A 17956-nucleotide genomic window follows, 5' to 3' on the forward strand; every position below is an offset into this window, starting at 1 on the left:
TGGCGTCCTAGTAGCCGATGTCGAGGTGGCCGGGCGTCACCAGGCCGCTCTCGTAGGCGAACACCACCGCCTGCGCCCGGGCGCGAGGTCCTCCACGAGAGTGTGCGTGGGCCGGAGTCCGTCCCCAAGGACACCGGTCGGGAGGGTTGTCCACAGGCGGGCCGGCGACGCCAGCGAGAGGGCCGCGGCTCGGCCTAGGTTGCGGTCATGCGAGGAGGCAGAGGGCGCGACGAACGCCGGGCCGTGGCGGCCCGGCGCCTGGCCCGGCTCGGCGACGAGCTGGCGGTGCTGCGCGAGCCGGTCGTCGGTGACGGCACGGAGCACACCCACACCCGGGTGCGCCCGGCCGAGGACCTCTCCGCGGGGTTCGGATGGGGCGACGCCGACCAGGGCTGGGAGCCGGCACCGGTTCCCGGGGCATCGGTCCCGACCCTGGACCCTGCTGCCGAGGTGCCCGGCCCGGTCGCGGTGCCGGTCCCCGGTCGCCACGCGGCCCGCCGGCTCCGGCCGCTCCCCGTGGTCGGGCTGCTCGGGCCCGCTCAGCTGACCGTGCTCGCCGTGCTGGTGGCGGTCGGCCTGGCGGTCACCTGCTGGTGGCTGCTGCGGAGCTCCCCGGAGGTCGTCCCGGTGAGTGCCGAGGCGGCACCGGCCCTGGTGACCCCGGTGGCCGAGGGGGCCGCCGAGGTGCCTGCCGACACGGGTGACCCGAGCGCGCTGGTGGTCGATGTGGCCGGCAAGGTCCGGCACCCGGGGATCGCGGTCCTCGAGCCCGGCGCCCGGGTGATCGACGCCCTCAGGGCCGCCGGCGGGGCGCGTCGGGGCGTGGACCTGTCGTCGCTCAACCTGGCCCGCCCGCTGGTCGACGGCGAGCAGATCCTGGTGGGAGTGCGCGGCGGTCCGCAGCCGGCGCCCGCCTCGGGCGCCCCCGGCGCCGGGCTGCTGGTGAACATCAACACGGCCGGACAGGCCGAGCTCGAGTCGCTGCCGGAGGTGGGTCCCGTCACCGCGGCCGCCATCATCGCGTGGCGCGAGCAGCACGGCGGGTTCGGTTCGATCGACCAGCTGGTCGAGGTCGACGGGATCGGCGAGGCCACGCTCGCGACCGTCACTCCTTTCGTGACGGTGTGAGGGCCCGGTCATGGGGTGGGGCCCTCACGCAGCTGGTCGTCCGGGCGGTCGCGGTTCCCGATCTGCGGATGCCGCTGGTCGGCGCTGCGGCCTGGGTCGGGGCGCTGGCCGGGCTGGCCTGGCCGACGGACCGGCGCGGGTCAGCCGCTTGGGTCGCCGCCGGTCTGCTCGGTGCGGTCGCCACGGCGCTCGCACGCACGGCAGAGGGTCGTCGTGGGCGTCCCGCCTGCGGGATCGGCTGGCGGCTGCTCACGGCGCTCCTCCTGGTGGCGACGGCCACCGGCTACGCCGCGGCGGTGCGCGTGGACCGGGTGGCGGACAACCCGGTCGCGTCGCTCGCGTCGGTCCGCTCGGCGGTGCAGGTCGAGATGGTCGTGACCTCCGACCCGCGGCTGCATGCGGGGCGCTTCGCGGACCAATGGGTGTTCCGGGCCCGGGTGGAGCGGGTGACGTCGCGCGCCACGGCGTACCAGGTCGGGGTGCCGGTGACCGTGGTGGCCGCCGAGGACTGGTCCCCGGTCCGGCTGGGAGAGCGCGTCGGATGCTCGGGCCGGCCGGCTCGACGTGAGCGAGGACCGTGACACGGCGGGCGTGTTGCGCCCGTTCGGCCAGGCGGTGTCGCTGGACGCCCCCGCCTGGTGGTGGGACGCGGCGGCAGCCGTACGGGCCTCCCTGCGCGACTCCGTCGGAGCGGTGCCCGCCGACCGGAGACCCCTCGTGCCGGCGCTCGTCGTGGGCGACGACCAGGGTCTCGACCGGGCGCTCGCGGACGACTTCCGCACCACGGGCCTCACCCACCTGCTCGCCGTCTCGGGCACCAACCTGACGCTGCTCCTCGGCTTCCTGCTGGTGCTGGCGCGCGGGCTCGGGGTCCGCGGGCGCGGCCTGCTGGCCGTGGGCGCGGTGGGTGTGGTCGGCTTCGTGCTGCTCGCCCGGCCCGAGCCGAGCGTGCTGCGCGCGGCGGTGATGGGGTCGGTCGCGTTGGTCGGCATGGGGTCGGGTGGCGCGCGGCGCGGGGGGCGGTCACTCGGGGTGGCGGTGACCGCCCTGCTGCTCGTCGACCCGTGGCTGGCGCCGACCCCGGGCTTCGCGCTGTCGGTGCTGGCCACGGCCGGCATCGTGTTCCTGGCGCCGGGCTGGCGGGACGCGCTGATGACCTGGCTGCCGCGCTGGGCCGCGGAGGCGGTCGCGGTGCCGGCCGCGGCCCAGCTCGCCTGCACCCCGGTGGTGGCGGCGATCTCCGGTCAGGTCAGCCTGGTGGCCGTGGCGGCCAACCTGCTGGCCGCTCCGGTCGTCGGGCCGGCCACCGTGCTCGGCCTGGCCGGTGGGCTGATCGGCCTGCTCTGGCCGGCCGGGGGAGGAGTGGCCGGCTCCGCGGCCGGCTGGTGCGTCGCATGGCTGGTCGCCGTGGCCCGTCGCGGGGCCGCCCTGCCGGTGCCGTCACTGTCCTGGGGCACGGGGGCGGTGTCCCTGGCGATGCTCACCGTGGCCTGCCTGCTGCTGGTCCTGCTCGCCCCGACGCTGCTCAGGCACCGGACCGCGTCCCTGACGTGCTGCGTCGTGCTCGGTGTCGTCACCTGCGTGCGCCCACCGAGCCCCGGCTGGCCGCCGGAGGGCTGGGTCTTCGCTGCCTGCGACGTGGGGCAGGGCGATGCACTGGTGCTGCGCGCCGGCCCCGGCAGCGCGGTGGTCGTCGACGCCGGTCCCGACCCGGCGCTGGTCGACGGATGCCTGCGCCGGCTCGACGTACGCCGGGTCCCCCTGGTCGTCCTCACCCACTTCCACGCCGACCACGTCGACGGGCTGGCCGGCGTGGAGCGCGGGAGGGAGGTGTCCGCCATCGAGGTGACGGCGCTGGCCGACCCACCCGGTGCCGCCCTCGCGGTGGCCGACCTGGCGCAGCGCTGGTCGGCTCCCGAGGCGGTCGCCGACCTGGGCGCCACGACGCGGGTCGGCGACGTCACCCTGCAGGTGCTCTGGCCGAGGCCCGACCAGCCCACCGAGGGCCCGGGCGACGGCAGCACCGCCAACAACGCGAGCGTGGTGCTGCTGGCGCAGGTCCGCGGCGTCCGCCTCCTGCTCACCGGTGATCTGGAGCCGCCCGGACAGGAGGCGCTGGCGCGGATGGTCCCGGGGCTACGGGTCGACGTGCTGAAGGTTCCGCACCACGGGTCCCGCTACCAGGACCTCGCGTTCCTCACCTCGCTGCACGCGCGGGTGGCCGTGGTCAGCGTCGGTGCCGACAACGACTACGGCCACCCCGCCAGCGAGACGCTGAGCGCCCTCGAGCAGGGTGGTGCGGACGTCTTCCGCACCGACCGCGACGGCGACGTCGTGGTCGGCGTTCGCGGCGGTCGGCTGGTCGTCGACCGCGGCGGCTGACGGCCCGTCCCCGGTCGTCGGCCCCCTGTGGCAGGCTGGCTCCACCATGGCAGCCCTTCGTCCCACCGACGTCCTCGGCCGGGTGACCCTGGTCACCGGCAAGGAGGAGTTCCTCAACGAGCGGACCATCGCCGCGGTGCGCGCCGCGTGCCGCAAGCACGACCCGGAGGCCGAGCTCTCCGAGACCCTGGGCTCCGAGCTGAGCCTGGCCAGCCTGGGCGAGCTGTCCGCTCCGTCGCTGTTCTCGAGCACCCGCTGCGTTGTGGTGCGCGGCCTGGAGCACCTGCCGGAGGAGGCGTTCGACGGGCTGCTGGGCTATGCCGCGGAGCCGGTCGAGGACGTCGCGCTCGTGTTGGCGCACGGCGGCGGCCCCAAAGGCTCCGGGGTGCTGGCCAAGCTGCGCAAGCTCGAGGCGGTCACGGAGCACAAGTCCGCGGAGCTGCGGCCCTCGGAGTTCGGGCGGTTCGTCGCCTCCGAGGTGCGCTCGCTCGGTGCGACCATCGACGAGCCGGCGGCCGAGCTGCTGGTCCAGTCGGTCGGGCATGACCTCCGCTCCCTGGCCGGCGCCGCCGACCAGCTCGCCAACGACTTCCCCGGAGAGGCGCTCACCAGCGAGAAGGTCAAGCGCTACTTCGGCGGGCGAGCGGAGGCCAAGTCCTTCGCGGTGGCCGATGCGGCCTTCTGGGGTCGTCGGGAGGCGGCGCTGGAGGAGCTCCGCTGGGCGCTGGACGGCGGCACCGCGCCGGTGCTGGTGACCAGCGCGTTCGCGGGCAGCGCCCGCGGCATCGCTCGCTACAAGGCCGCGCCACGAGGCCTTCGCGAGGCCGACCTGGCTCGCGAGGTGGGGGTGCCGCCGTGGAAGCTCCGCACGGTGCGCGACCAGTCGCGTGGCTGGTCCGACGCCGGCGTCGCCCACGCGATCATGGCGATCGCCAAGGCCGACGCCGACATCAAGGGCGCGGCCAGCGACCCGGCCTACACGCTGGAGCGGCTCGCCCTCACCGTCACCGGCCTGCGCGAAGGTCGCTGACGCCGGAAGGCCGCTGGCCGGGAAAGGCAACGAGCCCGCCCGGCGGCTGCCGGACGGGCTCGGAGGATCACCGCCTTCGGGGCGGCGAGGCGGCTCAGAGAGCCGAGGAACGCTTGGCGATCGACGACTTGCGGTTGGCCGCCTGGTTCTTGTGGATGACGCCCTTGGAGGCGGCCTTGTCGAGCTTCTTCATCGCGTCGCGACCGAGCTCGGCGGCGTTGTCCGCGCCGGCGTCGGCGGCCTCACGGAACTTGCGCACGGCAGTCTTCAGAGACGACTTCACGGCCTTGTTGCGCTCGTGACGCTTCTCGTTCTGCTTGTTGCGCTTGATCTGGGACTTGATGTTCGCCACTGATCTGCCTCGTGTGCCTTCACTGTCGATGCTGGAGATAAGTCTGAGTGGGTCCGCGCCCGCCTGGGCAGGCTGGCGCCCGGACACGCAAGGGGCAACGCTACCAGCGGCGCGCCGAGCCGCCCAAATCTCCGCCCGGCCTCGGCGGCTGCTCTCGCGGCGGTGGTACCTCCGAGGAGCCAAACCCACCATTCCAGCCTGGAAACGAACGATCTCGCTCCTCGGAGGCGCAACCACAGGGACCACGGGGGCGGCTGGTCAGACCCGGTCAGGACCAGCCGCGGCGCTCGGCGAGCCACTCCCAGGAGGTCTCGGCGCACCAGGCCTGGTGCTGGCGGAGGTACGGCGAGCTCGGCGGCGCGGGCAGCTCCCGCTGGCGCAGGAAGTAGCCGACGAGCAGCGCCAGCACGATGTCGACCTGCTCGTCCGCGACGCCGCGGGTGAGCTCGCGCTCGCGGAGCACCGCCTCGACATCGAGCCCGTCGCCCCGGGGCCCGAGCAGGAGGAAGACCGTGTCGAGCCAGTCGGCTCCGGTGGCCAGCCAGTTCCAGTCGCAGATCACCACCTGGTCGCCGAGTAGGAGGTTGTCGTCGCGGACGTCGGTGTGCACGACGGTGTCCCCGCTGGTCGCCTCGGCGAACCCCCGGGCCAGCGTGGCCGCCGTCTCCAGCCGGGAGGCCGTCATGCCGGGCAGCGCCGGCTCGCCCGCGAGGACGTCGTCCCAGGCCGCCGCGAAGTCGGCGAAGTCGTCGGCGAACGTCGCCAGCTCCAGCCCGTCGGGCACCGGGGTCAGCCGGGCTGCCACGTCCTCCAGGGCATCCAGGCAGCGGTTCAGCTCGGCCACCCGCCAGGGGCGCCGCGGCGCCCGGCCCTCGGCGTACTCCAACCCGAGCACCACCCACTCGTCGTCGAGTGACCACTGCAGTCGCGCGGCCGGCAGCCCCGCGGGCAGGGCCCGGAGCTTGCGCGCCTCCTCGCGGTAGGAGTCGGCGATCGGGCGCTGCGCGCGGGTGGACGCCGCCTTCACGAAGTGCCGCGACCCGTCGGCGCAGGTCAGCACCGAGGCGAACCCCGGCGTGAAGCCACCGCCTTGCGACACCGCCTCGACCACCGCAGACCCGCATCGGGCCTCGACGAGCTCGCGGACCTCGGGAGGCAGGAAGCGCCACTCGAGCCGGCGGGCGGTGCGTCCCGCGGGCGCGGGCGAGGTGGTCGGCATGGGCGCCATTGTCCCGGCCCGCTGCGAGCGACGTCGACCGGGTTCTCGCGGGTTCGGAGCGGGGCGGTGCCCCATGGAAGAATGGCGGTCCGACCCGACGCCCGGGCTCCTCCGGCCGCGCCTCCCACCCGCCAGACTGCGAAAGACACTCGATCCCGCCGTGACCGTTCCCGACGCGCCGCTGCCCGGTCACACCGACCCCGCGATCATCCGCAACTTCTGCATCATCGCGCACATCGACCACGGCAAGTCGACCCTGGCCGACCGGATGCTGCAGCTGACCGGCGTCGTCGACGAGCGGAGCGCCCGGGCGCAGTACCTCGACCGGATGGACATCGAGCGCGAGCGCGGCATCACCATCAAGAGCCAGGCCGTGCGGATGCCGTGGACCGTGCGCGCCGACAACGCCGAGGACGCCGCGCCGGGCACCTACGTCCTCAACATGATCGACACGCCCGGCCACGTCGACTTCACCTACGAGGTGTCCCGGTCCCTCGAGGCCTGCGAGGCCGCGATCCTCCTCGTCGACGCCGCGCAGGGCATCGAGGCGCAGACCCTCGCCAACCTCTACCTCGCGATGGGCGCCGACCTGCACATCATCCCGGTGCTCAACAAGATCGACCTGCCCAGCGCCAACCCCGAGAAGTACGCCGCCGAGCTGGCCGGGCTGGTCGGCTGCGACCCCGACGAGGTGCTCCAGGTCAGCGCCAAGACCGGGCTGGGCGTCGACGCCCTGCTCAACGAGATCGTCAAGCAGACCCCGCCCCCGGTGGGTGACGCCGCCGCGCCGCCGCGGGCGCTGATCTTCGACTCCGTCTATGACACCTACCGCGGCGTGGTGACCTACGTCCGGGTGGTCGACGGCCACCTGAGCCACCGCGACCGGATCAAGATGATGTCGACCAACGCCGTCCACGAGATGCTCGAGGTCGGGGTGATCAGCCCCGAGCAGGTGCCGGCCGGCGAGCTCGGCGTGGGCGAGGTGGGCTACCTCATCACCGGGGTGAAGGACGTCCGGCAGTCGCGGGTCGGCGACACCGTGACCACCCAGCACGGCGGCGCCGCCGAGGCCCTCGGTGGCTACAAGCACCCCAACCCGATGGTGTTCGCGGGGCTCTACCCGATCGACGGCGACCAGTTCGGCGACCTGCGCGAGGCGCTGGAGAAGCTCCAGCTCAACGACGCCGCGCTGACCTACGAGCCGGAGACCTCCGGTGCCCTGGGCTTCGGCTTCCGGTGCGGGTTCCTCGGCCTGCTGCACATGGAGATCACCCGCGACCGCCTGGAGCGGGAGTTCGGCCTCGACCTGATCTCGACCGCCCCCAACGTCGTCTACCAGGTCGTGATGGAGGACGGCTCGGAGCACGAGGTCACCAATCCCAGCGAGTTCCCCGACGGCAAGATCGCCGAGGTGCGCGAGCCGGTGGTGCGCGCGACGATCCTCTCGCCGAGCGACTACATCGGCACCATCATGGAGCTCTGCCAGACCAAGCGCGGCTCGCTGCTCGGCATGGACTACCTCTCCGAGGACCGCGTCGAGATGCGCTACACGCTGCCGATGGGCGAGATCGTCTTCGACTTCTTCGACCAGCTCAAGTCGCGCACCAAGGGCTACGCCTCGCTCGACTACGAGCGGTCCGGCGAGCAGGTCGCGTCCCTGGTCAAGGTCGACATCCTGCTCCAGGGCGAGCCCGTCGACGCCTTCTCGGCGATCGTGCACCGCGACGCGGCGTACTCCTACGGCGTGATGATGGCCGGCAAGCTCAAGGAGCTGATCCCGCGGCAGCAGTTCGAGGTGCCGATCCAGGCGGCCATCGGCGCCCGGGTGATCGCGCGCGAGAACATCCGCGCGATCCGCAAGGACGTGCTCGCCAAGTGCTACGGCGGCGACATCACCCGCAAGCGCAAGCTGCTGGAGAAGCAGAAGGAAGGCAAGAAGCGGATGAAGATGGTCGGCCGCGTCGAGGTGCCGCAGGAGGCCTTCATCGCCGCGCTGTCGACCACCGGCCCGGGGTCCGTCGAGAAGGCCAAGAAGTAGCCCGTGGCGCACGGCACCGTCGACCACCTCCGCGGGGCGCGCCGGGTCGTCTGCTTCGGGGCCGCCGGCAGTGGCAAGTCCACGCTGGCCCGGCTGCTGGCCGAGGCGCTGGGCACGCAGTGGATCTCCGCCGACGACACCTGCTGGGACCCCGGGTGGTCGATGCCGCCGGCCGACGTGCAGCGGGCGCGGATGTTGCCGTTGCTCGCGGCGGACTCGTGGGTGCTCGACACGCCCTACTCCAGCGTCCGTCAGGACGTCCTCGCCGCCGTCGACGTCATGGTCGCCCTGGACTATCCCCGGCTCACCTCGCTGCGCCGCCTGCTGCGTCGCACCGTCGTGCGGGCCTGGACCAAGCAGCCGATCTGCAACGGCAACACCGAGTCCTTCCGGATGTCCTTCGCCTCCCGCGAGTCGATCCTCGCCTGGCACTTCCGCACCTGGGCCAAGAAGAGACGTGAGATGCGGGACTACGCCGCCGACCCGGCCGGCCCGCCCGTCCTGCTGCTGCGGCACCCGCGGGAGGCGACCCGGCTGCTGGAGCTGGTGTGAGCGGTCGGTCCCGGGTGGAGATCCCGGCGGGGCTCGAGGCGCGGCGAGCGCTGGGGGCGCCCTGGGGCGCCTGGCTCGACCGGCTGCCCGGGTTGGTCGAGGGTCTGCAGGAGGACTGGGAGCTGACGATCGAGGGTGCGCCGCGGCACGGCTACTGCTCGCTGGTGCTGCCCGTGGGCACGGCCGAGGCGGAGCCGGCGATGCTCAAGGTCGCCTTCCCCGACGAGGAGTCCGAGCACGAGGCGCTGGGCCTGACCACCTGGGCCGGCAACGGAGCGGTGCGGCTGCTGCGGGCCGACCCTCGGCGCCGGGCCTTGCTGCTGGAGCGGCTCGACGCCGACGCCAGCCTGGCCGCGGTGCCCGACCTCGACGCGTGCGAGGTGGTGGCCGGTCTGTACGCGCGGCTGCACGTGCCGGCGCCGGGTCGGCTGCGCCCGCTGACGTCGTACGTCGACCGGTGGGCCGCCGACCTGGCCGCGCTGCCCGCGCGAGGCCCGCTGCCGCGTCGGCTGGTGGAGCAGGCGACGTCGCTGGCCCGCGACCTGGTGGCCGATCCGGCCTCCGACGGCACGCTCATCCACGCCGACCTGCACTTCGACAACGTGCTCCGTGGGCGGCGCGAGCCGTGGCTGGCGATCGACCCCAAGCCGGTCAGCGGCGACCCGCACTTCGAGCCGGCGCCGATGCTGTGGAACCGCTGGGACGAGGTGGTCGCCGGCGACGGGGTGCGGCCGGCGGTGCGGCGCCGCTTCCACACCCTGGTCGACGCGGCCCGCCTCGACGAGGACCGCGCCCGTGACTGGGCGATCGTGCGGATGGTCCTCAACGCCTCCTGGACCGTCCGCGACGCCCAGCGGTCAGGAGCCGCACTCACCGCCGTCGACCAGGAGTGGGTCACCACCTGCATCGCCATCGCCAAGGCGGTCCAGGACTGACCCCTCAGGCGAGGTAGCGCACCCACAGCCACGCCGTGGAGATCACCGCCGAGGCGAGGACCACGACGATGCCGTACTTCGTGAACTCCCAGAAGGAGATCGGGGAGCCGTAGCGAGCGGCCATCCCGAGCACGACCACGTTGGCGCTGGCACCGACGGCGGTGGCGTTGCCACCCAGGTCGGCGCCGATCGCCAGCGCCCACCAGAGCACGTCCCCGTCGGCGCCGGGATGGGAGGCGGCGAGTGAGGCGACGACGGGCGACATGGTGGCGACGTAGGGGATGTTGTCCACGATGCCGGACGCGACCATCGAGACCAGCAGGATCGAGATCGACGACACGGCGAGGTTGCCGCCGGTGGTCTCGCCGAGCCAGGTCGCGAACTCCTCGATGACCCCGGTCTCGACCAGGGCGCCGACCATCACGAAGAGCCCCATGAAGAAGGTCAGCGTCTCCCACTCGATGTCGACCAGCGCGTCCTGCACGGTCACCTTGGAGATCAGCAGCAGCAGACCGGCGCCGAGCAGCGCCACCACAGAGGGCTCGTAGTGGAAGACGGAGTGCAGGGTGAACCCCGCGAGCACCAGGGCCAGCACGGCCAGGCTCTGCCACATCAGGGTCCGGTCGCGGATCGCGTCGCGTTCGGACAACGCCATCACCTCCGAGACCCGGTCGGGATTGAAGGTGAAGGAGTCGCGGAACATGAACCGCATCATCAGCACCAGCACGATCGTCATGATCACGGCGAGCGGTGCGAGGTTCAGCAGGAAGTCGTTGAAGCTGAGCCCGGCGCGGCTGCCGATGATGATGTTCGGCGGGTCGCCGATCAGCGTGGCCATGCCGCCGGTGTTGGACGCGAGCACCTCCGCGATGAGGAACGGCGTGACCTTGAGCTCGAGGCGCTCGCAGACGAGGAAGGTCACCGGCGCGATGAGCAGGACCGTCGTGACGTTGTCGAGCAGCGCGGAGGCCACCGCGGTGATGACGGCGAGGAGCACCATCAACGGGTAGGGCCGGCCGCGGGCGCGCTTGGCGGCGTAGATCGCCAGCGCCTCGAACAGGCCGGTGGTCTTGATCACCCCGACGATCATCATCATCCCGAAGAGCAGGAAGATGACGTTCCAGTCGATGCCGGTCTCGTGGGAGTAGTAGGCCGCCTCGCCGTCGGTGAAGCCCAGCGCCAGCATCAGCGCCGCGCCTCCCAGCGCCGCCGCCACCCGATGGATGCGCTCGGTGGCGATCAGGATGTAGGCCCCGACGAAGACGACGAGGGCCAGCCACTGGGTGAGGTCCATCAGGCCACCAGCACCGACAGCAGCTTGGAGGCGGTGATCGCCCCCGCGACGGAGCCGTCGTCCTCGACGACGACCAGCAGCGGGCTGTGCAGCGCGGCCATCACGGCCGCGCACTCCATCACCGTGGCCTCCCGCGTGACCGTCGGCATGTGGGGCCGCTTGTCCTTGGGCGGCAGCATGTCGGCGACCGCCTTGCCCTCCAGGCGGGCGGCACAGGTGTCGGCCGCCTTCTCGCCGTAGACCTTGACCAGCGAGGGGTCCTCCTGGAGGTAGCCGGGGATCAGGAAGTTGAGCACCTGCGAGCCGGGCAGGACCGCCTTGACCTTCCCGTCGGCCAGCACCAGCACCGCCGGACGGCGTTCGACCCCGATCATCCGGGCGGCCTCGGAGGCGGGAGCGTTCTCGTCGATCGACGGGTACTGGTCCATCAGGTCACTGGCGCGCATGGCCCCGAGCCTAGGGCAACGCTCGACGGCGGAAACGGGCCATGCGGCGAGCGATCGCGGAAACGCGATGGCCGGACGCGGCCGGAGTTGCCAGGATGGGACCCATGAGCGCTCGCATCGTCAGCGTCAACGTCGGCCGACCCCAGGAGTGGGCCTGGGCCGGCCTGGGTCGCAGCTCCATCGACAAGCACGCGGTCGCGGGTCCGGTCCTGGTCACCAGTCTCGGGCTCGACGGCGACCAGGTCACCGACACCCGCCACCACGGCGGCGTCGACCAGGCCGTCTATGCCTTCGCGCGCGAGGACCTCGACCGCTGGTCCGAGCTGCTCGGGGCCCCGGTCCGCGACGGTCAGTTCGGCGAGAACCTCACCACCCAGGGCCTGGATGTCAACGAGGCCGAAGTAGGAGAGCGCTGGTCCATCGGCTCCGCCGTCTTCGAGGTCGCCTCGGTCCGGATCCCCTGCAACGACTTCAAGGGCTGGCAGGGCGAGTGCGGCTTCGACAACCGCGGCTGGGTGAAGAGGTTCACCGCCGAGGGTCGTCCCGGCCCCTACCTCCGGGTGGTCGAGGAGGGCCTGGTCGAGGCCGGCGACGCGGTGGACGTCGTCCATCGACCGGGACATGGGGTCACCGTCGCGACGATGTTCCGGGCGCTGACGACCGACCGGTCCTGCTGCCGCGCCTGCTCGAGGTCGACGGGCTGGTCGAGCAGGCACGACGAACCGCCGAGGAGTACGTCGCCGGCCGGTGAGGCAGCCCACGGCTCCCGTCCCGAGGCCTGAGCCTGTCGAGGGGTCACGCCCCGATGTGACACCGTTGTCACTGCGCGGGCCGACGACGGTCCCGCGATCACGCGGGACCGGTCGGTCTGGCAGTCAGGAGACGGCGTGCCCCACGGCAGAGCGACCATGCAGCAGGTGGCGGCGCTGGCCGGCGTGTCGCTCAAGACCGTCTCCCGTGTGGTCAACGGGGAGCCCGGCGTCTCGGAGGAGCTGGCCCTCAGGGTCCGCGACGCCGGGGCGGCTCGGCTACCGTCACAACCTGGCTGCGAGCAACCTACGGCGGGGGCGGCGTACCGCCTCGATCGGGATGCTGGTGCAGGACCTCGGCAACGACTACTGCGCCGAGCTCCTGCGGGCGGTCGAGGCGCGGGCACGGACTCGCGGCGTCGTGGTGATCTCGGCCAGCCTGGACGAGGAGGCGGAGCGCGAGCGCGACCTGGTCAACGGCCTTGTCGAACGGCGGATCGACGGCCTGATCCTGATGCCGGCCACCGACGACCAGGGCTACCTGATGCCCGAGGTCCACGCCGGTCTCGCGGTCGTCCTGGTCGACCGCGCTCCCCGAGGCATGGCCCTGGACGCCGTGGTCGCCGACAACCGGGCCGGGGCCGCCCACGCGGTGCGCCACCTCGCGTCGTTCGGGCACCGGCGGATCGGCTTCCTCGGTGACGACCCGTCGATCAGCACGGCGACCGAACGGCTGGCCGGCTATCGCGACGCCCTCGACGCCGGTGGCCTCACCCTGGACGACGCCCTGGTGCGAACCGGCGTCCGCACGGAGGACGACGCCCGCGCGGCCGTCACCCAGATGCTGTCCCTCGACGAGCCGCCCACCGCGCTGTTCACCGCGCGCAACGTGCTCACCGTCGGCGCCGTCCGAGCCCTGCGCTACCTCGACCTCCGCGACCGAGTGGGCCTGGTCGGCTTCGACGACTTCCCGACGGCCGACCTCCTCGAGCCCGGCGTCACCTGTGTCAAGCAGGCGGTGGTGACGGAGGGTGAGCTGGCCATCGACATGCTGCTGTCCCGCCTGGACGGCGACGAGGGACCCGCCCGGGTCGAGGTGGTGCCGACCACGATCGTCGCGCGCGGGTCCGGGGAGATCAGCCCCGCCCGATGACGGGCGTCGCGCAGTCGTGACCTCGCGGTGCTACCGGTCCGTAACCTGGTGAACTAGGTTACGGACCAGACCTAGGTCCGAAGGTCGCGCAGCGGCGCGCGGCCCCAGCGCAGGGAGTGTCATGGCCAACCACGTCGATGCAAGCTTTGTCGAGAACATGTCCGCCAACGTGGCGGTGCAGTTCTGGGACCGGGTGGCCAGCTCCCCGCAACGTGAGGCGTTCCGCTATCCGGTGGGCGAGGCGTGGGAGTCGGTGACCTGGAAGGAGGCCGGCGACCGGGTGGCCCGGCTGGCCGCGGGGCTGATGGCGCTCGGCATCGAGTCGGAGCAGCGCGTCGGCATCGCCTCGGGCACGCGCTACGAGTGGATCCTCGCCGACCTGGCGGTCATGTGTGCCGGCGCCGCCACGACCACCGTCTACCCCTCGACCAACGAGGAGGACACGGCGTACATCCTGAGCGACTCCGAGTGCCGCGTGGTGTTCGCCGAGGACGACGACCAGATCGCCAAGCTGTCCGCGCGCAAGGCCGAGCTGCCGGCGCTGGCCAAGGTGGTCACCTTCGACGGCGCCTCCGACGGCGACTGGGTGATCGGCCTCGCCGATCTCGAGAAGCTCGGGGAGGCCTACCTCGCCGAGCACCCCGACGCCATGAAGGAGGCGGCCGCGGCCATCACGCCCGACCAGCTGGCCACCCTCATCTACACCTCGGGCACCACCGGACGGCCCAAGGGTGTGCGGCTGCGGCACGTGTCGTGGGTCTACGAGGGCGAGGCGATCAGGGCTCAGGACATCCTCGACGAGACCGATCTCGAGTTCCGGTGGCTGCCGATGGCGCACTCCTTCGGCAAGGTGCTGATGTCGACCCAGATGGCCTGCGGCTTCGCCGCCGCCATCGACGGCCGGGTCGACAAGATCGTGGAGAACCTCGGCGTCGTCCAGCCGACGTTCATGGGCGCGGCCCCCCGCATCTTCGAGAAGGCCCACGCGCGCATCATCACCATGCAGCAGGCCGAGGGTGGCGCCAAGGAGAAGATCTTCCTCAAGGCCTTCGAGGTCGGCAAGAAGGTCGACCAGCTCACCTTCGAGGGCAAGCCCGTCCCCCTGACCCTCAAGCTGCAGCACGGACTCTTCGACAAGCTGGTGTTCAGCAAGGTCCGGGAGCGCTTCGGCGGCCGGGTCCGGTTCTTCATCTCCGGCGCCGCCGCGCTCAACCGCGACATCGCCGAGTGGTTCCACGCCGCCGGCATCGTCATCCTCGAGGGATACGGCCTCACCGAGACGTCTGCGGGGTCGTTCGTCAACCACCCCAGAACTACCGCTTCGGCACCGTCGGCCCGGTCTTCCCGGGCAGCGAGGTCAAGCTCGGCGAGGGCGACGAGATCCTGATCAAGGGGCCCGGCGTGATGGAGGGCTACCACAACCTGCCCGAGGAGACGGCGGCCAACCTCACCGACGACGGCTGGCTGCGCACGGGCGACAAGGGCGCACTCGACGACGACGGGATGCTGCGGATCACCGGCCGGATCAAGGAGCTCTTCAAGACCTCCGGTGGCAAGTACATCGCGCCACCGGCCATCGAGTCGAAGTTCAAGGCGATCTGCCCCTACGCGAGCCAGTTCATGGTGTTCGGCAACGAGCGCAACTTCTGCGTCGCGTTGGTGACCCTCGACCCCGACGCGATCAGCGACTGGGCCAAGGGCGAGGGCATCTCGGGTGACTATGCCGAGATCGTCGCCTCCGACGCCTGCCGCCAGCTGGTGTCGGGCTACATCGACGAGCTCAACACCCAGCTCAACCGCTGGGAGACGATCAAGAAGTGGGAGCTGCTCGACCATGACCTCTCGGTGGAGTCGGGCGAGCTGACCCCGTCGATGAAGGTCAAGCGCAACGTGGTGGAGACCAACTACAGCGACGTGATCGACGGCTTCTACAGCTGACCGCGGGCCCGGGGCTCCCGGGTGCCGTCTGACACGATGACCGGGTGCCCAGCGCCCTGCCCGACGGCGACCCCGCGCCGCACGACGGCTCGCTGCCGGAGTCGGCGCTGGCCGGCCTGGGCGAGCGACCGCTAGGCGTCTACGTCCACGTGCCGTTCTGCGCGGTGCGGTGTGGCTACTGCGACTTCAACACCTACACCGCCGCGGAGCTGGGGAGCGCGCCCGGCGCCTCGCAGGCGTCGTACGCCAACGCGGCGGTGGCCGAGGTCCGGCTGGCCCGGCGGGTGCTGGGCGAGCCGCCGCCGGCGAGCACGGTCTTCGTCGGCGGCGGCACGCCGACCCTGCTGGCGACCGACCAGCTGGCCGCAGTGCTCGATGCGGTGCGGTCGGAGCTCGGCCTGGTCGACGACGCCGAGGTGACCACCGAGGCCAACCCCGACTCGGTCTCGCCCGAGTCGCTGGCGGCCCTGCGCGCGGCCGGCTTCACCCGGGTGTCGTTCGGCATGCAGTCGGCGGTGCCGTCGGTGCTGGCCACCCTGGACCGCACCCACGACCCGGCCCGGGTGCCGCGCGCCGTGGGCTGGGCGCGCGAGGCCGGCTTCGAGCAGGTCAGCCTGGACCTCATCTACGGCACCCCGGGCGAGACGCCCGACGACTGGAGACGCTCCCTGGAGGCCGCGCTGGCCTGCGGTCCCGACCACGTGTCGGCCTACGCGCTCATCGTGGAGGACGGCACCGCCATGGCCCGTCGGGTGCGACGCGGCGAGCTGCCGCCTCCCGACGACGACGACCTCGCCGACAAGTACCTGCTCGCCGACGGGCTCCTCGGGGCCGGGGGGCTGGCGTGGTACGAGCTGTCCAACTGGGCCCGCGACGACGCCGCCCGCTGCCGGCACAACGAGCTCTACTGGACCGGTGCCGACTGGTGGGGCGTCGGCCCGGGCGCGCACTCCCACGTCGGCGGCACCCGCTGGTGGAACCTCCGCCACCCGGCGGCGTACGCCGAGCGACTCGCGGCCGGCCGGAGCCCCGCGGCGGCGCGCGAGGTGCTGGACGCCGAGACCCGCAGGGTCGAGCGAGTGCTGTTGGAGCTCCGGCTGAGCAGCGGGCTGGACGTCGCGGTGCTCGGCGACGCGGGGTCGGCCCAGGTGCCCGCACTGGCCGAGGAGGGCCTGGTCTCGCTCCGCGGCGATCGGTTGGTGCTCACCCGTCCCGGCCGGCTCCTGGCCGACGCGGTGGTGCGTCGGCTGCTGCCCTGACGCTCGCCGCGGTCTGGTCGCCGTAGGGTGAGGGCGTGACGACCGGACCCGACGCCACCACGCCCGACCCGCACGACCCCTCGTCCTCCGCTGCGGGCACCCCCGCCGAGCCGCCGACCTCTCCGCCGCCGACCGAGCAGCCGACGGCGCCGTACGGCGCCCCGGCAGCGGGCCCCCAGCCGGGCTACGGCCAGCCGGGGCAGGGCTACCCGGGGCAGGGCCAGCCGGGGCAGCAGCAGGGTCAGGGCCAGCCCGGCTACGGTCAGCCGCCGCCGTACGGCGCGCCGGGCTACCCGCCGCCCCCGCCGGCGTACGGCGCCGCCCCGGGCTACCCCCCGCCGCACCCGGGCGCTCCCTACGGCGTCCACCCGGTCACCGGCGTGCCCTACTCCGACAAGTCCAAGCTGGTCGCTGGGCTGCTGCAGATCCTGGTGCCCTTCGGCATCGGCCGGATGTACATCGGCGACACCCAGACCGGCGTGATCCAGCTGATCGTCGCCCTGGTGACCTGCGGCATCGGCTCGTTGTGGCCGTTCATCGACGGGATCATGATCCTCGTCAACGACAACACGCTCGACTCCTACGGACGACCGCTGCGCAGCTGACCCGACGTCGGCGCCGGGTCACCCGGTCACGAAGTCGATCAGCTCCTCGACCCTGCCGAGCAGGGCCGGGTCGAGGTCGTGCCACGACGACACCCGGGAGAGGATGTGCTGCCAGGCTCGAGCGAGGTCGGCCTGGTCGTCGTGCGGCCAGCCGAGACGCCGGCAGGTGCCGCGCTTCCAGTCCTCGTCGCGGGGCACCTCGGGCCAGGCGCTCAGCCCGAGCCGCTCGGGTCGCACCGCCTGCCAGATGTCGATGAACGGGTGGCCGACGACCAGCACGTGCTGCCCCAGCGTCGAGCGCCGGACCTCCTCGGCGATCCGGCTCTCCTTGCTGCCGGCGACGAGGTGGTCGACCAGCACGCCCACGCGCCGGCCGGGGCCGGGGGCGAAGTCGGCGAGCTCGGCGGCCAGGTCGTCGACCCCACCGAGGTACTCCACGACGACGCCCTCGACCCGCAGGTCGTCGCCCCAGACCTTCTCCACGAGCTCGGCGTCGTGGCGGCCCTCGACGAAGATCCGGCTGGCTCGGGCCACCCGGGCCCGGGCGTCGGGCACCGCGACCGAGCCGGACGCCGTGCGGGTGGGAGCGGCGGGCGCCCGCCGGCGTACGGGCGGGAGCAGCACCACGGGTCGGCCCTCGAGCAGGAAGCCCGGCCCGAGCGGGAAGGTGCGGCGCTTGCCCCGGCGGTCCTCGAGGGTGAGGGTGCGCAGGTCGCGCTCGACGGCCACGATCTCGCCGACCCAGTCGGCGCTGACCTCCTCGACGACCATGCCGACCTCGGCCTCGACGTCGGTCGCACGGCCGCGGGCCGGAGCCCGCCAGTCGCCGGCGAGCACGTCGGAGCCGTAGCGGTCGGGAAGCCGGGTGGTCACCGA

The 17956-nt window shown here is 72.8% G+C and carries 18 protein-coding genes and 1 pseudogene; 14 read left to right on the forward strand and 5 right to left on the reverse strand.

The genetic code is table 11. The features are described 5' to 3' along the window. Positions 1–207 precede the first annotated feature (207 nt). From R2740_RS09890 to holA, 4 genes are read left to right on the forward strand one after another with little or no spacing between them, the layout of a single operon-like run. On the forward strand, positions 208–1128 hold the full coding sequence (locus tag R2740_RS09890) for a helix-hairpin-helix domain-containing protein (RefSeq protein WP_371302510.1): 921 nt from the start codon (positions 208–210) through the stop codon (positions 1126–1128). After that, positions 1125–1709 carry a DUF4131 domain-containing protein gene (locus tag R2740_RS09895; protein ID WP_371302511.1) on the forward strand — a complete coding sequence of 195 codons (585 nt, stop codon included), beginning with the start codon at positions 1125–1127 and terminating at the stop codon, positions 1707–1709. The genes R2740_RS09890 and R2740_RS09895 overlap by 4 nt, the downstream gene beginning before the upstream one ends. Further along, positions 1693–3510 (forward strand): ComEC/Rec2 family competence protein, encoded by a 1818-nt coding sequence (locus tag R2740_RS09900; RefSeq protein ID WP_371302512.1) that lies wholly within the window; start codon positions 1693–1695, stop codon positions 3508–3510. Before R2740_RS09895 ends, R2740_RS09900 begins: the two co-directional genes overlap by 17 nt. Positions 3511–3556: 46 nt before the next feature. After that, positions 3557–4540: a DNA polymerase III subunit delta gene (gene holA / locus R2740_RS09905; protein ID WP_371302513.1), complete on the forward strand. Its 984-nt coding sequence runs from the start codon at positions 3557–3559 to the stop codon at positions 4538–4540. A gap of 94 nt (positions 4541–4634) precedes the next feature. Here the strand turns inward: holA and rpsT are convergent, their stop codons facing one another. Both rpsT and R2740_RS09915 read right to left on the reverse strand, forming a co-directional pair. Next, positions 4635–4892, reverse strand: coding sequence for a 30S ribosomal protein S20 (gene rpsT / locus R2740_RS09910; RefSeq protein ID WP_371302514.1), 258 nt, complete (start codon positions 4890–4892; stop codon positions 4635–4637). A 268-nt stretch (positions 4893–5160) separates the two neighbouring features. Further along, positions 5161–6111, reverse strand: coding sequence for a hypothetical protein (locus R2740_RS09915; protein ID WP_371302515.1), 951 nt, complete (start codon positions 6109–6111; stop codon positions 5161–5163). A gap of 160 nt (positions 6112–6271) precedes the next feature. Between R2740_RS09915 and lepA the strand changes: the two genes are divergently transcribed. From lepA to R2740_RS09930, 3 genes are read left to right on the forward strand one after another with little or no spacing between them, the layout of a single operon-like run. Next, entirely contained in the window at positions 6272–8149 is a 1878-nt protein-coding gene (gene lepA, locus R2740_RS09920) for a translation elongation factor 4 (RefSeq protein WP_371302516.1), read from the forward strand. 3 nt (positions 8150–8152) lie between these two features. Further along, on the forward strand, positions 8153–8701 hold the full coding sequence (locus R2740_RS09925; RefSeq protein ID WP_371302517.1) for an adenylate kinase: 549 nt from the start codon (positions 8153–8155) through the stop codon (positions 8699–8701). Then, complete coding sequence (locus R2740_RS09930) at positions 8698–9636, forward strand: aminoglycoside phosphotransferase family protein (protein ID WP_371302518.1); 939 nt, start codon at positions 8698–8700, stop codon at positions 9634–9636. Before R2740_RS09925 ends, R2740_RS09930 begins: the two co-directional genes overlap by 4 nt. Positions 9637–9640: 4 nt before the next feature. On the opposite strand, the gene R2740_RS09935 is transcribed toward R2740_RS09930, so the two are convergent. Next, entirely contained in the window at positions 9641–10930 is a 1290-nt protein-coding gene (locus R2740_RS09935; RefSeq protein WP_371302519.1) for an ArsB/NhaD family transporter, read from the reverse strand. Next, complete coding sequence (locus R2740_RS09940; RefSeq protein WP_371302520.1) at positions 10930–11376, reverse strand: CBS domain-containing protein; 447 nt, start codon at positions 11374–11376, stop codon at positions 10930–10932. The genes R2740_RS09935 and R2740_RS09940 overlap by 1 nt, the downstream gene beginning before the upstream one ends. Positions 11377–11480: 104 nt before the next feature. Between R2740_RS09940 and R2740_RS09945 the strand changes: the two genes are divergently transcribed. The 7 genes and pseudogenes from R2740_RS09945 (at position 11481) to R2740_RS09975 (ending at position 17080) form a co-directional block, all read left to right on the forward strand. Beyond that, positions 11481–12158 carry an MOSC domain-containing protein gene (locus tag R2740_RS09945; RefSeq protein WP_371302521.1) on the forward strand — a complete coding sequence of 226 codons (678 nt, stop codon included), beginning with the start codon at positions 11481–11483 and terminating at the stop codon, positions 12156–12158. Between the two features lie 126 nt (positions 12159–12284). Further along, positions 12285–12380 (forward strand): annotated as a pseudogene (locus R2740_RS09950) (LacI family DNA-binding transcriptional regulator); the annotation flags it as partial. Positions 12381–12465: 85 nt separating this feature from the next. Further along, entirely contained in the window at positions 12466–13278 is an 813-nt protein-coding gene (locus R2740_RS09955; RefSeq protein WP_371302522.1) for a substrate-binding domain-containing protein, read from the forward strand. Positions 13279–13399: 121 nt separating this feature from the next. Beyond that, entirely contained in the window at positions 13400–14665 is a 1266-nt protein-coding gene (locus R2740_RS09960) for a long-chain fatty acid--CoA ligase (protein WP_371302523.1), read from the forward strand. A gap of 14 nt (positions 14666–14679) precedes the next feature. Continuing rightward, on the forward strand, positions 14680–15216 hold the full coding sequence (locus tag R2740_RS09965) for a hypothetical protein (protein WP_371302524.1): 537 nt from the start codon (positions 14680–14682) through the stop codon (positions 15214–15216). Positions 15217–15260: 44 nt separating this feature from the next. Further along, complete coding sequence (hemW, locus tag R2740_RS09970) at positions 15261–16475, forward strand: radical SAM family heme chaperone HemW (RefSeq protein WP_371302525.1); 1215 nt, start codon at positions 15261–15263, stop codon at positions 16473–16475. 35 nt (positions 16476–16510) lie between these two features. Next, positions 16511–17080: a TM2 domain-containing protein gene (locus R2740_RS09975; protein ID WP_371302526.1), complete on the forward strand. Its 570-nt coding sequence runs from the start codon at positions 16511–16513 to the stop codon at positions 17078–17080. Between the two features lie 18 nt (positions 17081–17098). Here R2740_RS09975 and R2740_RS09980 read toward each other — a convergent pair whose 3' ends face one another. Next, on the reverse strand, positions 17099–17953 hold the full coding sequence (locus R2740_RS09980) for a DUF3097 domain-containing protein (RefSeq protein ID WP_371302527.1): 855 nt from the start codon (positions 17951–17953) through the stop codon (positions 17099–17101). Between the last annotated feature and the right edge of the window lie 3 nt (positions 17954–17956).

Source organism: Nocardioides sp. (genome assembly GCF_041393715.1).
GTDB lineage: Bacteria > Actinomycetota > Actinomycetes > Propionibacteriales > Nocardioidaceae > Nocardioides.